Origin of the sequence: Streptomyces sp. NPDC051064, assembly GCF_044455985.1 — a bacterium.
Classification (GTDB): domain Bacteria; phylum Actinomycetota; class Actinomycetes; order Streptomycetales; family Streptomycetaceae; genus Streptomyces.
Window position 1 is genome coordinate 631,082 of record NZ_JBITFK010000002.1, and the last position, 14,552, is coordinate 645,633.

The window sequence follows — 14,552 nt, forward strand, 5'->3', positions numbered from 1 at the left end:
AGGGAGCGAGGAACCATGGACGTTGCGGTGGCCGGTGCAGTCGAGGGCCCCGCGGACCCGGGAACCGGGTTCCTGCGCTGCTTCGGCCGCCAGGTGAAGCTCCTGCGTGAGGCCGCGGGACTCACACAGGCCGAGCTCGGTGCGAGCATCGGGTACGGAGAGGCCCACATCGCATCGGTGGAACAGGGGCGCCGCATCCCCAAGCCGGAGATGGTGGACGCGGTGGACCGGGTCCTGGGCGGGCACGGGGTCCTGGTGGCCATGAAGGGGGAGGTGGAGCGGGCGCGGTATCCGTCGTTCTTCCAAGAGTTCGTGAGGCTGGAAGCCGAGGCGGTCGAACTTCACGCGTACGACGCTCAGGTGGTGAACGGGCTTCTCCAGAGCGAGGAGTACGCCCGAGCCGTGTTCGCCATGTGGCGTCCGCTGCTTGACGAGGAAATCATCGAGGAGCGGCTGGCCGCCCGGCTGGATCGCCAGAAGATCCTTTCCGCACGTCCGGCTCCACTGCTGAGTTTCGTCATCGAGGAGTCGGTCGTACGACGGCCGCTCGGAGGTGCCGCCGTCATGCGCACTCAACTCGAACAGCTACTGGTTGTCGGTCATCAGCGCAATGTGGAGATCCAGATCATGCCTACGGGCAGAGACGAACACGCGGGCCTGTCCGGGCCGTTCACGTTGATCCTCACCAGGAACCGGCGGAGGATGAGCTACGTGGAAGCGCAGAGCCAAGGTGTTGTGCGCTCGGAGCCTGCGAAGGTCCAGGCTCTGGAATCCACGTACGGCGTCCTGCGGGCCCAGGCTCTGACTCCGAAGGAGTCGTTGGCGCAGATCGAGAAACTCTTGGGAGAGCTGTGAACAAGAACGCCGACGGGACAGCAGAGCTGACCTGGACGAAGAGCAGTCACAGTGCCGGGGACGGCGGGCAGTGTGTGGAGGTGGCGACCGCGCACACCTCCGTGTACGTGCGCGACTCCAAGCAAGCCGAAGGGCCGGTCCTGCACGTCGAGGCCGGCCCGTGGGCGACGTTCGTGCAGATGGCCGTGCGCGGCTGACGGGCAGCGGCACGCAGGAGTGCGGGTGGATGCGTGAACGGCTCCACCCGCACCCTCGGCTGCGGATCCGGCCGGATTCGAACCGGCGTCCTCGCGGTTCTGGAGACCGGCGCGACGACCTCTGCGCTACGGCTCCGCCGCCCGGAATCCTAGCCCGCGCCTTCGGCCGGTCTCCGCGACCGTCTATTCGCTTGCCACGGCGGTCAGTTCGGCGACCCCCGTCGGCTTCTCCGCGTCGGCCGAGCGGACGGTGAGCCTGACCTGGCGGGCCGTGACGCCCGGTTCGTACGGGCGCCAGGTGCGGCCGTCCAGGGAAGTCTCCAGGGCGTGGGAGGCCGGTGCGACGTCCGTCCAGCGGGGGGTGAGCGAGGCGAGACGGGTCGCGTGGCGCAGTGGCACCGTCAGCGTGCCCGTCGCGCCGTCCGGTGCCCAGGAGGTCGACGGGCTGCCGTCCACCGCCGCCTCGGCGTACAGGCCGGGGGCCTCCGAGGTGGCCGCCGCCGGGCGGCAGCGGGCCGCGTCGGACGTCGGGGCGAGGTCGGGGCGGCGGGTGGGGAGCGTGAGGGCGCCCGAGAGGCGGCGCGGGCCGGCCGGGGTGTGGATCGTGAAGGGCGCACCGTCCGTCAGCCGGACCGTGGTCGTCCGGGGGCCGACGGCGATGTCGTACGTACGGCCCCGGTAGCGCAGCCCGGTCAGCTCCACGCCCTCGCGGAGCTGCGGGGGCAGGAGCGGGTCGAGGCGTACGCCGTCCTCGCGGAGCCTGAGGCCGGTCAGGCCGTGCGTGAAGACCTGGAGGAAGCCGCCCTTACCGGTGAGGAAGTCCTCGGCGGGGAAGCCCGAGAGCGGGTCCTGGGCCCCGGACTTCTCGCCCCGCGCCTCGGAGAAGAGGTTGTAGGGCCCACGGACGAACGGGCGTACGGCGCGCCGGAGGTACGTGTATGTGGCGCAGCCCGGCTCCCCGATCGTGGCGGCGTCGATCGCGTGCACCGAGTCGGTCATCGCGGGGCCGTCCGGGTCGGTGCGGGCGGCGTAGTAGTCGAGCGTCGCGGCTGCCGCGCCCTCCGCCATCGGCCACTCCAGCGGGTAGATCAGCAGCACCGTGTCGGCCTGCTTGATGGTCGAGCCGTTGTAGCCGGCGTACTGGAGGAAGATCTTCCGCTCGGCGTCGTACGGGATGCGCAGTCCGTCGGCGACCCTGGTCCAGCCGGCGGGCGCCGGGTGGCCGAGGAGTCCGGCGGCGCGGGTGGCGTTGCGCAGGGCGGTGGCGGCGACCGCGTTGGTGAAGACGCCGTCCGTGACGCCGTTGCTGTACTCGTCGGGGCCGGCGACGTTCTTCACCGAGTAGCTGCCGTCGGCGTTGGCCGTGGCGCGCGACTGCCAGAAGTCGGCGATGCCCTTCAGCAGCGGCCAGCCCCGGTCGGCGAGCCAGGCGCGGTCACCGGTGGCCAGGTAGTACTGCCAGACGGCGAGCGCGATGTCGCCCTGGAGGTGGTTCTGGGTGAGGCAGTGCGGCGGGTCCCAGCTCTGGCACTCGGAGTCCAGGCGTCCCTTGCTCGCGCTCGTCCAGGGGTAGAACAGCCCTTCGTGGCCCAGCCTCTCGGCGTTGGCGCGGGCGGTGTCGCGGGTGCGGTAGCGGTACTCGACGACCGAGCGGGCCAGGTCGGGGCGGGTGGCGAGCAGCCCCGGATACATCCAGGTCTCCGCGTCCCAGAACACCATGCCCGCGTAGTTGTCGCTGTTCAGCCCGGCCGGGGCGATGCTGTCCGAGGAACCGGGCCGGGAGCTGGCGAGGAGCCCGTACTGTGCGGCCCGCAGCCAGGCCTGCAGGTCCGGGCTGCCCGGCGTCCTGACGTCCGAGGCCCAGGCCCGGCGCCAGGCCGCCGCGTTGGAGGCGAGGACCCCCGACCAGCCGCGCCGGGCCGCGCGGTCCGCCGCCGCCCCGGCGGAGGCGAGCGGGGTGCGGGAGGTGAGGGAGGTGTCGACGCCGACGTACTTCTCGAAGGTGTACGACTGTCCGGCCCTCACCCGGGCCGTGCGGGCGCCGTCGGTGCCCCGCTGGGCGATCGCCCCCGACGTGCCCGTGCCCAGCGTCCGGAACGTGCCGTCGTCCGCGACGGTGACCCGGCGCGCCCCTCGCTTGTCCAGCCGGCCCGTCACCGTGGCGGTGCCGCTCCAGTGCGGAGTCATCCGCAGGCGTACGGCGCCCGTGTGCACGTCGGAGCGGTCGGCCAGCACCTCGTAGGTCAGGTCGGTGGCGCGGCCGTCGGCCGTGGTCCACCGCAGGGAGGTGACCACGACGCCGCAGCGCAGGTGGAGGGTCTGGCGGTAGCGGGAGACTCGGCCGGCGGGCGTGGCGGAGCCGTACGTCTCGGAGCCGACGCGCACGTCGAGCGTGGTCCAGGACGGCAGCGCGGCGATCACCTCGCGGCCCTCGGCGAGGTCCTTGTCGCGGGCGTAGAGCCCGGAGACGAAGGCTCCGTCGTACCGTGGGGTGTAGAGGGGCCAGCCCGTCTTCTCGCCCGTGGCGGCGTATCCGGCGCCGGTGGCGGGCACGCGGTGGCCCAGGTAGCCGTTGCCGACATAGGGGTCGTACCCCGCGGCCTCGCCGAAGGCGGTGGACGCCGGTGCCCACGAGGCGTCGGGGTGCGTGCCCGTCCGGCCGCACACCGGATCCGGGGCGGACCCGGCGGCATGCGAGAGCGGCGGCAGGGGGAGGACCAATGCGCCCGCGACGACCGGCGCGAGAAGGGAGATGCGCTTGAGGCTCACCCCACGAAGGTAGGGAAGACGACGCCGCCGGTGCGGTACCGGCGCGCGGGAGGAGCGGACCGGTCCACGACCGGAGGCAGGGAGAGCGGCATGTCCTATCCGGAACCCGTCTACACGGACGGCGCGGGCGAGATCAGCGCGACGTACCGTCCGGCCGACACCGCCCCGAATCTGCTGACGCGCAGCGGCGGATCCACCCACTACCTGGCCACGACGGAGTCGACGCACGGCGAGTTCGGGCTGTACCGGATCACCATGGGCCCCAAGGCGGGCGGCCCGGCCGAGCACTTCCACCGGTCGATCTCCGAGTCGTTCTTCATCCTCGACGGGACGGTGCGGATCTACGACGGCGAGCGATGGGTCGACGCCACCCAGGGCGACTTCCTTTACGTGCCCCAGGGCGGCCTGCACGCCTTCCGTAACGACTCCGAGGAACCCGCTTCCATGCTGCTGCTCTTCACGCCGGGAGCGCCCCGTGAGGAGTACTTCGAGAAGGTCGGGCAGGTCTCCGACTGGCCGGAGAAGCAGCGGGCGGAGTTCTTCTTCAAGCACGACACGTACTGGACGGGCTGAGGGCCGGCCAGGTCCTTCTGCGCCAGGTGAATCTGATCGCCCGTCACGGTCGGGAAGGTGCCGCCCGGCATGACGGCGCCGCGGTCCTTGAAGGAGGGCGTGGGCATCAGGTAATCGAGTCGGCCGAGATCCGGGCGGGCAGAGACAGGTCGCCCGGTGCACTCGGGTGTCCGCCATGGGGCGGCTCTGTTCGTATGCGCAGGTGGGCGGGGAATCATCACTTCGAGTGAAACCCTGGCCTGTGCTTGCGGTACTCAACCCACGGTTGCAACGCTGTTGCTGTCTGTCAACCTGTTGGGAGTGGCCTGTGCCTTTCGGTGAGCAGCCCGCCTATCTGCGCGTGGCGAGCGATCTCAGGGAGAAGATCGTCAACGGCGCGCTGCCGCCCCATACCCGCCTGCCGTCGCAGGCCCGTATCCGTGAGGAGTACGGCGTCTCGGACACCGTGGCGCTGGAGGCCCGCAAGGTGCTGATGGCCGAGGGGCTCGTCGAGGGCCGGTCGGGCTCGGGCACGTATGTGCGCGCGCGTCCGGTCCCGCGCCGGATCGCCCGCTCCGGCTACCGGTCGGGGGCGGGAGCCAGTCCGTTCCGTCAGGAACAGACGGCGGAAGGGGCGCGGGGGACCTGGGAGTCCCGCAGCGAGCAGGAGGGGGCCAGCGCCGAGATCGCCGAGCGGCTCGGGATCGAGCCGGGCGACCGCGTGATGCGCACGAGGTACGTCTTCCGGGAGGCGGGCGAGCCGATGATGCTGTCCACCTCCTGGGAGCCCCTGGCCGTGACGGGGCGTACGCCGGTGATGCTGCCGGAGGAGGGCCCGCTGGGCGGCTGCGGTGTCGTCGACCGCATGGCGGCGATCGACGTCGTCGTGGACAACGTGGCGGAGGAGGTCGGCGCGCGCCCCGGGCTGGCGGAGGAGCTCCTGGCGCTCGGCGGGGTGCCGGGCCATGTGGTGATGGTGATCGGGCGGACGTACTACGCCTCGGGGCTGGCGGTGGAGACGGCCGATGTGGTCGTCCCGGCCGACCGCTACAGGATTGCCTACCATCTGCCGGTCAAGTAGCCGCCGGGGCACGTGGGGTGACAGGTGGGACGGCTGTGGTGACCGCTGGGAGCGACAGCCTGTCCGCATCGGTTGATGCGGAGTTAACGAAACCGCGCCGCATGTAACCGGCAGGCAACCGTCCGCCGCGCCCACTTGTCATGCCCAAGTCCTAACTTCCCGTTCGTCACCCGCACACCGGACCGACGAACGGGAAGTCACCGATGACGGACACCGCAACGCCCACGGCGGGCGAGGCGCCGCGACAGGAGCCGCAGGAGGCCCCCCGGCGCAGCTACGCCAAGCTCGCGGCCGACGAGAGCCGCGAGGACTACTCCCTCCGCTACGCGCCGCACTCCTTCCGGCGCTGGTCGCCCTCGACGGTCGCGGGGACGGCGCTCGGCGGCATCGCGTATCTGGCCGACTTCGCGATCGGCGCGTCGATCGTCTTCACGTACGGCTTCACCAGCGGGCTCGCCTCGATCCTGGCCGCGGCGGCGATCATCTTCCTCACCGGCATCCCGATCGCCCGGGCGTGCGCGAAGTACGGCCTGGACATGGACCTGGTGACCCGCGGGGCGGGCTTCGGCTACTTCGGCTCGACGCTGACCTCGCTGATCTACGCGTCCTTCACCTTCATCTTCTTCGCGCTCGAAGGCTCGATCATGGCGCAGGCCATGCACCAGGCGGTAGGGCTCCCCGTCGAGGCGGGCTATCTGATCACCACGCTGATCGTCATCCCCATCGTGTTCCGGGGCATGGGCGCGCTGGCCAAGGTGCAGGCATGGACCCAGCCGGTCTGGATCATCGGCATGGTGCTCCCCTTCGTGGTGCTCGCCGTCGAAGCCCCCGGCTCCTGGGGCGCGTTCAGCTCCTTCACGGGCACGGAGGGGGCGGAGCCGGGCTTCTCCTGGATCGCCTTCGGACTCGGTACGGGCGTGGCGCTCTCGCTCATCGCCCAGATCGGCGAACAGGCCGACTACCTGCGCTTCATGCCCGCCAAGACCGAGGCCAACAAGCGCCGGTGGAATCTCGCCGTCCTCGCAGCGGGCCCCGGCTGGGTCGTCATCGGGGCCGCGAAGCAGCTCGGGGGCGCCTTCCTCGCCTTCGTCGCGCTGGAGGCGGTCGGCAAGACGCACGCGCTGGAGCCGATCGCCCCGCAGATCGAGGCGCTGAAGCCGTGGCTCGGCTCGTTCGCGCTCCCGGCGGCCGCCCTCTTCGTGATCGTCTCCCAGATCAAGATCAACGTGACCAACGCCTACAGCGGCTCGCTGTCCTGGTCGAACTTCTTCTCCCGGATCACGCACAAGCACCCGGGCCGGGTCTGGTACATCTTCCTCAACCTCGCCATCGCGCTGACGCTGATGGAGATGAACATGTTCGCGGCCCTCAACAAGCTGCTGGGCTTCTACTCCAACGTGGGCATCGCCTGGATCGCGGCCGTCGCCGCCGATCTGGTCATCAACAAGCGGATCGGGCTGAGTCCCCGTTACATCGAGTTCAAGCGGGCCTACCTCCACGCGGTCAATCCGGCCGGCTTCGGGGCGATGGTGATCGCGTCGACCGTCTCGATCCTCGCCTTCTTCGGCCTGTTCGGCAGGTACGCCGAGGCATTCTCGACCTTCATCGCGGCCGGACTGTCGCTGGTCCTCTGTCCGTTGATCGCCTGGCTGACGAAGGGGAAGTACTACCTGGCCCGGCCGAACCCGGTGAACGGCCCGGACGTCGACATCGCCGACATCACCGCCACGCACACCTGCGCGGTGTGCGAAACCGCCTACGAGCTCCCGGACATCGCCGACTGTCCGGTCCGGTCGGGGCCGATCTGCTCCCTGTGCTGCTCGTTGGACGAGGAGTGCGGAGACGTCTGCCGCAAGGAACCCGCGGCCGGCCCGGTGCTGATGCCGATGCCGGTCGTACGGACACCCGCCGGCTGATGCCGTAGAGGCGCCGGCTCGTGGCCGGTAGGGGGCGCATTCGGGGGAGTGCGCCCCCTTTGGTATGGCCGGATGCGTGTCTCTTTGTGTAAACGCGCATCCGCTGAGTGAAGGTCAGGCGTACGCTCGGGCATATGCGTACTGCGGTTTCCTGGGGATCCTTTGAGACGTGCACGCCGGTGGGGAGAGGGGCGGGATGCAGGAGAGGGAAGTCATGACTGACAGCGGCGCCGTGCTCCCCTGGCTGGTGATCAGACAGGACGACAACGGCAACAGGTACCGCGTCGGGCGTTATGCGACGCAGGCCGAGGCTCAGAAGATCGCCGACGGCCTGGACCGTCATGGACACAAGCAGCTCTACTGGGTGGAGCGAACGAGCCGGAGCGCACGCCCTTAGGCCGTGGACCGGCGCCACCGGCGGGAGAGAGCCACCGGTTACGCTCCCGCCCATGAGTGATTCCGTGGTGGTGGCCGGGGCCGTCTGTGACGGCGGGCGGCTCCTTGCCGCCCGCCGCAGCGCCCCGCCGGAGCTGGCCGGACGCTGGGAGCTGCCGGGCGGCAAGCTGGAGCCCGGAGAGAGCGGCGAGCAGGCGCTCGTACGGGAACTCCGCGAGGAACTCGGCGTGGAGGCGGAGCCCCTTGAGCGCATCCCGGGGGAGTGGCCGCTGAAGCCCGGCCTTGTGCTCCGGGTGTGGACGGTGCGGCTGCTCTCGGGCGAGCCCACCCCGCTGGAGGACCACGACGAGCTGCGCTGGCTCGCGCCGGAGGAGACGGACACCGTCGACTGGCTGGACCAGGACCGCCCCGCCGTGGCCGAAGCCGTACGCCGGCTGCGGAAGGCCGCGCGGGCCTGAGCGGCGTGGCCGCGAGCCCCTGGGGCCATGAAGCCGGCGTACCGTTTCCGCCTGCCGGTCGACGGTGCGATGTACACCCGTACGCCCCATAGCGCGGCAGTTGCGATAGGTTGCGCCGAATATCGGGTATGTGCCGATTATGCCCTCTGAACAGGGTGCGCCCCCGCTGCCGGCTCTGGGAAGTGATCGGCGTGACCGATACCGAAGGCGATTCTGCCGAGTGGAGCTTTCCGGCGGTGCCGGGCTCCGTGCGCAGCGCCAGGCATGCGGTCCGTGACGCACTGCACCAATGGGGGTTCGACACGGCGGTCGGGGACGTCGCCGTGCTCCTCGTCAGCGAACTCGTGACCAATTCCCTGCGCTATGCCTCCGGTCCCATCGGCGTCCGGCTGAGGTGGCCGCATCCCGACGGTGAGGCGCCCGACGCAGGTGCCGAGGGGCGGGGTCTGCTGGTGGAAGTCTCCGATCCGGTTCCGGATCCGCCCACCGAACGCACGGCCGGACCCGAGGACGAGGGCGGTCGCGGACTGCAGCTCGTGGCTTGTTCCGCGCGCCGCTGGGGGACCCGGCGCGGGAAAAGCGGCAAGACCGTGTGGTTCGAGCTCGCTCTGCCTGGTTAGGAGTGGGGAGGGACGCACAGCGATCACCGGAGGTCGGGCAGAACCTGGCTGAAAGGGACTGAGACCGTGCTGTGATCGTGAACGCCGTGCCGGTGAGGGCCGTAGTGCTGAATACTGCGGGCAGGACCGGTCCGGTGTGTGAGCTGGAGGGGACGGTCGCGTGAGCGAGATACCTGGAACGGCGGGCGACGTCATGTGGCAGAGCAGCCCGCCCGGCTCGATCTATGACTACATCAGGGTCGCATCGTTCTCGATCGGCCCCGACGGGCTGATCGAGCAGTGGAGCCGGCGGGCCGCCGGTCTCTTCGGCATGGCCTCCGACGAGGTGGTGGGCAAGGACCCGGTCGAGGCCTTCATGCCCGCCGAGCTGCGCCCGGATGCCCACAGGCGGGTCGCGGAGATCCTGGACGGCAAGGAGTGGACGGGCGTCGTCCCGTTCCGGATCCCGGGCGAGAACGGGGCCGACGGGCTTGCCGAGATCTATGTCATGCCGAGCGAGACGGGGGCCGGTGAGCGCGCCGCGCTCTGCATCGTGGTCGACGTCAGAGCCCTGCGGCGCATCGAGACGGACCTCGCTGCCTCGCAGGCGATATTCGGCCAATCTCCCTTCGGTTTCGTCCTCTTCGGTACGGACTTCACCGTCGTGCGCGCCAACCAGCGGTTCGCCACCGTCTTCGGCGGCGAGGCCGACGACCACCGCGGCCGCACGGTGGACGACTACCTGACCCGCCCGGAGGCCGAACGCCTCTCCAGCACGCTCAAGCGGGTCCTGGAGACCGGTGACGCCGTCACCGACCTCCAGCTCGTCGGCACCCCGCCCGGCACCACGGGCCGGCGCCACTGGTCCATGAACCTGTACCGGGTGCACAGCGGCGCCGGGCGCCCCGTGGGCATCGCCGGACTCGCCACCGACGTCACGCAACGGCACATCGCCGCCCGCGAGGCCGCCAGCGCCCGCCGCAATCTCGCCCTGCTCAACGAGGCCAGCGCCCGCATCGGCAACTCCCTCGACCTGGAGACCACCGCCCGGGAACTGCTGGACGTCGCGGTGCCCGTCTTCTGCGACCTCGCCTCCGTCGATCTCTACCAGGGGCTGCTCACCGGCGAGGAGGCCTCGCCCGCCAGCTGGGGCAGACACCAGGAGTCCGGCACCGGCTCCGCGGAGCTGCGCCGGGTCGCCCAGGCCAGCGCCGTCTCCGACGCCCTCCCCGGAACCTTGTCCGGCATGGGCGGTGGGGTGGAGGCCGCCGGGGACACGGCGCCGCCCGCTCTCGGGTCGGTCCACCGCTACCCGTTCCGCTCGCCCTGCGCCGCCGCCCTGCGCACCGGCCGCGTCGAGGCCGTGCCCGGCGACGAACGCGGCTTCGTCCACTCCACCCTCGCCGTGCCCATGGTCGCGCACGACGTCGTCGTGGGCCTCGTCCAGTTCTCCCGTACCAAGGGCAGCGAGCCCTTCGGCGAGCGGGACCGGGCGCTGGCCACCGAGCTCGCCGCCCGCGCGGCCGTCTGCATCGACAACGCCCGCCTCTACCGCCGGGAGCACGAGCGGGCGCTCATCCTCCAGCGCAGCCTGCTCCCGCCGGGCGACCCCGAGGCGGCGGGCCTGGACATCGCCTGCCGCTACCTTCCGGGCAACACGGCCACGGAGGTCGGCGGCGACTGGTTCGACGTGATCGAGCTCCCCGGTCACCGCACGGCCCTGGTCGTCGGCGACGTGATGGGCCGTGGACTGCGGGCAGCCGTCGCCATGGGTGAACTCCGCACGGCCGTACGCACGCTGGCACTCCTGGACCTGGAGCCCGCCGAGGTCCTCTCCGCCCTGGACGAGGTCGCCCGGGGTCTTGGCACCCCGGGAGGCGGCGAGCGGAGCGAAGGGTTCGGCGCGGGCGGCGGCGCCCAGTGGCCCTCGCGGGCCGCCCACAAGTCACGCGAGGCAGACCTCTCCGAGGTGTATCTGGCGACGTGTGTGTACGCGGTCTACGACCCGGTCACCCGGCGGTGCACCTTCGCCAACGCCGGTCACCTCCCCCCGGTGGTGGCCGAGCCGGGCGAGCCCGCCCTCCTGCTCGACGTACCCCCGGGCATGCCGCTCGGCGTCGGCGGCGAACCCTTCGAGGAGGTCGAGGTGGAGCTCAAGGAGGGCGCCCTCCTCGCCCTGTACACCGACGGGCTCGTCGAGTCGCGCGACCACCCGCTCGATGAGGGCCTCGACGCCTTCCGGCACGCCCTCATCGAACCGTCACAGCCCCTCGAGGACGTCTGCGACCACGTGCTGACGACCCTCGACACCCGGCACGGTGAGGACGACATCGCCCTGCTGATGGCCCGTATCCAGGGGCTCGCCCCGGACGCGGTGGGCGACTGGCGGCTTCCGCGGGAGCTCCGCTCGGTCGCCCGCGCCCGTGAGCTGGCCCGCACGCAGCTCATCAGCTGGGGCCTGGACGACCTGGTGGACACCACCGAGCTGCTCGTCAGCGAACTCGTCACCAACGCCCTGCGCTACGGCGAGGGAGAGATCCGGCTCAGGCTGCTCCGCGACCGCACGCTCGTCTGCGAGGTGTGGGACGCCGGTCTCGTCCAGCCGCGGCGCCGGCGGGCACGCGACACCGACGAGGGCGGGCGCGGGCTGCAGCTCGTCGGGCTGCTCAGCGCGGCCTGGGGATCGCGGCGCACCCCGCGCGGCAAGACGGTGTGGTTCGAGCTGGCGCTGCCCGACGGAGAACCCGCCGCCGAACTCTCCGTGGAGCAGTTGCTGAGCATGTACTGACGGGGTCCGGCCGGCGCGGTCCAGGTCAGGAAGCGGACTTCAGGGCGGCGAGCCGGGCCTCGATCTCCGCGCTGTCCCCGAGGCTGTCCAGCTGCTCGAACTGGGCGTCCAGGGACGACGCGGCGAGTTCCTGCTTGCCCACCGCCCTCGCCTCCTCGCGCCGCACCTTGTCCTCGAAGCGGCCGAGCTCACTCGTGGGGTCCATGACGTCGATGCTCTTGACGGCGTCCATCATCCGGTTCTGCGCCTGAGCGGACGCGGCGCGTGCGACCAGCTCGTCGCGCTTGGACTTCAGCTGGGTCAGCTTGTTCTTCATCTGGTCGAGACCCGACTTCAGCTTGTCCACCACCACCGTCTGCGAGGCGATCGTCGGCTCGGCCGTCTTCGCCTCCTGCTCAGCCTGGAGCTGCCTGCCCAGCGCCACCTTGGCGAGGTTGTCGAACTTGTCGGCGTCCACCCCCGCTCCCGCGGCCCGCAGCTCGTCGGCCTTCCTGCTGGCGGCGAACGCCTTCTGGCCCCACTCCCTCGCCGCGTCGACATCCTCCCGGTGGTCCTCCTCCAGCAGCCTGAGGTTGCCGATGGTGGCGGCCACCGCCTGCTCGGCCTCCGCGATGTTGTTCGTGTAGTCGCGGATCAGCTGGTCCAGCATCTTCTGCGGATCCTCCGCCTGATCGATCAGGGCGTTGATGTTGGCCCGCGCCAGCTGAGTGACGCGGCCGAGGACGGTCTGCTTGGTCATGGCACCTCTCCTTGTGCGAAATCCGTCGTACGTGTGACGGCGTCCGGTGTCCGGCTCCGCGCGCCCCGGCCGCCGTCAGAAGCGGCCTCCGCCGCCCCGCCGGCCGCGGGTCCCCCCGCCGCCGAAGCTGCCCGGCCCGCCGCCGAACCCGCCCCCGGAACCACCGAACCCGCCCCCGAATCCGCCGCCGAACCCTCCGCCCCGCCCTCCGAGCAGCCCGCCGAGCAGGATGCCGCCCAGCACGGCACCGCCCGTCCCGCCTCCGCCACGCGGACCGCCGAAGCCGCCCCCGTCGCCGTAGCCGCGTACGTCCTGCTCGGCCAGGCTCCGCGCCTGCGCGGCCAGCGCGTCCGCCTGCTGCGCCTCGGCAAGGGCGGCCTGCGGGTCGTTCCCCTCCGACAGCACCCGGGCCCTCTCCCACCGCCGCTGGGCCTCCGCCAGCCGGGTGCGTGCCTGGCTGCCGACCGCGCCCCGGTTGGTGGTGATGTAGTCCGCGGCGGCACCGATCGCCGCCCGCGCGGTGAGCATCGCCTGGTCGAGCAGCGAACGGGCGCGCCGGGTGCCGTGCTCCTGCTCCCGGGCTCCGGCCAGCGCCTCGTCCAGCGCGGCGTCCGCCTCCTCCACCCTGCGCAGTGCGTCGACCGGGTCGTAGGGGCCGGAGCCGATCTCCGCCCTCACATCGCCGGCCACCGCCTCGGCGCGGGCCACCCGGCCCCGCAGATCCGCGGTCGGCACACCCTCCGGCGTGCCGTCCAGCAGCCCCCTGGCGTCCGCCAGGTCCGTCTCCGTCTCGGTGAGCGCGCCCGGCAGCTTGTCCGCGGCCTCGGCCAGCTCCCCGGCCCGCCGGTCGACCGCGTCCACGAGCGTGGCCACCTGCTTGATCGCGCCCTCCGCCGCGCGGACGTACACCGCGGCGCGGGAGTTGTCCTCGCTGTCCACAGCCTGGCGTGCCTGGTTGAGGGTGGAGGTGACGAAGACCAGCCGGTCCTGGGCCTGTTCGACGTCCCCGGCGGCAGGAGCGGTCGCGGACTCGGCGTACCGCTCCCGCAGCGTGCCGAGGGCCGTCTCAGCGGCGGAGACGCGAGCGACCAGGTCGCGGTAGGCGGTCTCGGCGGTGGCCACGGCCTGCGGGGCGGTCTGTTCGAGGGAGCGCAGCCGGTCGAAGTCCTCGGACATGGCGTCAAGGCGTCCGTTGGCGTCCGTGCAGCGGCTGATGATCTCTTCGAGCATGCGGCGCCGTGTCGGGTCGTCCTCGGGGAAGGCGTCGTCCAGCTGCTGCCGCAGCCGGAAGGCCGCAGTCAGCTCGTTCTTGGCGTACCGGACCGCCTCGGCGAAAGGAGCCGCGGCATCCTCGCCGAACTGGGCCGTGGCGAAGCCGAGTTCCTCCTCGCTGGTGCGCACGGCGTCGTCCGTGTCGACCAGGTCCTCCTTCGCCCGCGCGTCCAGGTCGGGCAGGGGGACCGGCGGCTCGGCCGCCGCCCCGGCCTCGCCGCCCCAGCCGCCCGCCGCCGGCGTCGTCCGGGTCTTCGTACGCCGTCTGCGTCGGGTGAGGGCGAAGGCCGCGACGGCGCACACGACGACGAGTACGGCGACGGGCACGATCAGGTTCGCCGAGGCACCGCTGTCGGAGTCACCCCCGGGATCGGCGGCGCCCGGCGTGATGGCCGGGGTCGGTACGGGGCCGCCCCCGAGCACCGCGGCGTAGCCGTCGGCGGCGCCGATCGCGGCTCCGGCCCAGTCGTTCTGCCGGAGTGCCGGCTCGATCGCCGTGTTCGCCACGTCCTGGAGCTGCGCGTCGGTGAGGCGTGATCCCTGGTCGACGGAGTACGCGTACTGCCGGTCGTGCGTGGCCACGGCCAGCAGCACGTCCTCCTGGCCCAGGCCGTTGCGGTTCGCGGTCTCGTCGGTCCAGGTCTGGGCGTCCCGGCCGGAGAAGTCACGGACGTACGCCACGAACAGCTGCACCCGCTGCTCTTCGAACAAACGGTCGAGTGAGGCCTCGACCTGCCGCTCCCGGTCACCGAGCGCGTCCACCTTGTCGGTGATCTGCCCCTCGCGGGACAGGGTCACGGGGTCCTCGGCCCGGGCTCCCGGAGCGCCCGGCAAGGCGGTCCAGAGCACCGCCGCCAGGGCGGCGACGAGGACCCTGCCGGGTATCGAAAGCCGGGACATCCCGGTACGGCTCGCAGGCGGCGTCACATG

General features: G+C 71.6%; 12 protein-coding genes and 1 tRNA gene. 9 read left to right on the forward strand and 4 right to left on the reverse strand.

The window, feature by feature from the left end; all coding sequences use genetic code 11:
* The first annotated feature begins 15 nt into the window (after positions 1 to 15).
* Together ACIBCU_RS09795 and ACIBCU_RS09800 are read left to right on the forward strand one after the other, a co-directional pair.
* Entirely contained in the window at positions 16 to 855 is an 840-nt protein-coding gene (locus ACIBCU_RS09795) for a Scr1 family TA system antitoxin-like transcriptional regulator (RefSeq protein ID WP_399230464.1), read from the forward strand.
* Positions 852 to 1,052: a DUF397 domain-containing protein gene (locus ACIBCU_RS09800; protein WP_362936758.1), complete on the forward strand. Its 201-nt coding sequence runs from the start codon at positions 852 to 854 to the stop codon at positions 1,050 to 1,052. Before ACIBCU_RS09795 ends, ACIBCU_RS09800 begins: the two co-directional genes overlap by 4 nt.
* A 62-nt stretch (positions 1,053 to 1,114) precedes the next feature.
* Here the strand turns inward: ACIBCU_RS09800 and ACIBCU_RS09805 are convergent.
* Positions 1,115 to 1,188: transfer RNA gene (locus ACIBCU_RS09805), tRNA-Trp, on the reverse strand.
* Positions 1,189 to 1,235: 47 nt separating this feature from the next.
* The gene (locus ACIBCU_RS09810; RefSeq protein ID WP_399230467.1) at positions 1,236 to 3,821 is read right to left on the reverse strand and encodes a glycosyl hydrolase family 65 protein; all 2,586 of its coding nucleotides are present in this window, start codon (positions 3,819 to 3,821) and stop codon (positions 1,236 to 1,238) included.
* A 90-nt stretch (positions 3,822 to 3,911) separates the two neighbouring features.
* Between ACIBCU_RS09810 and ACIBCU_RS09815 the strand changes: the two genes are divergently transcribed.
* From ACIBCU_RS09815 to ACIBCU_RS09845, 7 genes are all read left to right on the forward strand, one after another.
* Positions 3,912 to 4,394: a cupin domain-containing protein gene (locus tag ACIBCU_RS09815; protein ID WP_362936763.1), complete on the forward strand. Its 483-nt coding sequence runs from the start codon at positions 3,912 to 3,914 to the stop codon at positions 4,392 to 4,394.
* A 307-nt stretch (positions 4,395 to 4,701) separates the two neighbouring features.
* Complete coding sequence (locus ACIBCU_RS09820) at positions 4,702 to 5,454, forward strand: GntR family transcriptional regulator (RefSeq protein ID WP_399230470.1); 753 nt, start codon at positions 4,702 to 4,704, stop codon at positions 5,452 to 5,454.
* Positions 5,455 to 5,657: 203 nt separating this feature from the next.
* Entirely contained in the window at positions 5,658 to 7,370 is a 1,713-nt protein-coding gene (locus tag ACIBCU_RS09825) for a purine-cytosine permease family protein (RefSeq protein WP_399230472.1), read from the forward strand.
* A 196-nt stretch (positions 7,371 to 7,566) separates the two neighbouring features.
* Complete coding sequence (locus ACIBCU_RS09830) at positions 7,567 to 7,767, forward strand: SPOR domain-containing protein (protein WP_399230475.1); 201 nt, start codon at positions 7,567 to 7,569, stop codon at positions 7,765 to 7,767.
* Positions 7,768 to 7,819: 52 nt separating this feature from the next.
* Positions 7,820 to 8,224 carry a (deoxy)nucleoside triphosphate pyrophosphohydrolase gene (locus ACIBCU_RS09835; protein ID WP_362936772.1) on the forward strand — a complete coding sequence of 135 codons (405 nt, stop codon included), beginning with the start codon at positions 7,820 to 7,822 and terminating at the stop codon, positions 8,222 to 8,224.
* A 182-nt stretch (positions 8,225 to 8,406) separates the two neighbouring features.
* Positions 8,407 to 8,844 (forward strand): ATP-binding protein, encoded by a 438-nt coding sequence (locus tag ACIBCU_RS09840; protein WP_362936775.1) that lies wholly within the window; start codon positions 8,407 to 8,409, stop codon positions 8,842 to 8,844.
* Between the two features lie 193 nt (positions 8,845 to 9,037).
* Positions 9,038 to 11,611 (forward strand): SpoIIE family protein phosphatase, encoded by a 2,574-nt coding sequence (locus tag ACIBCU_RS09845; protein ID WP_362936877.1) that lies wholly within the window; start codon positions 9,038 to 9,040, stop codon positions 11,609 to 11,611.
* Positions 11,612 to 11,636: 25 nt separating this feature from the next.
* Here ACIBCU_RS09845 and ACIBCU_RS09850 read toward each other — a convergent pair whose 3' ends face one another.
* Positions 11,637 to 12,350: a PspA/IM30 family protein gene (locus ACIBCU_RS09850; protein WP_362936778.1), complete on the reverse strand. Its 714-nt coding sequence runs from the start codon at positions 12,348 to 12,350 to the stop codon at positions 11,637 to 11,639.
* Positions 12,351 to 12,425: 75 nt separating this feature from the next.
* Positions 12,426 to 14,522 (reverse strand): TPM domain-containing protein, encoded by a 2,097-nt coding sequence (locus ACIBCU_RS09855; protein ID WP_399230884.1) that lies wholly within the window; start codon positions 14,520 to 14,522, stop codon positions 12,426 to 12,428.
* Positions 14,523 to 14,552: the final 30 nt, after the last annotated feature.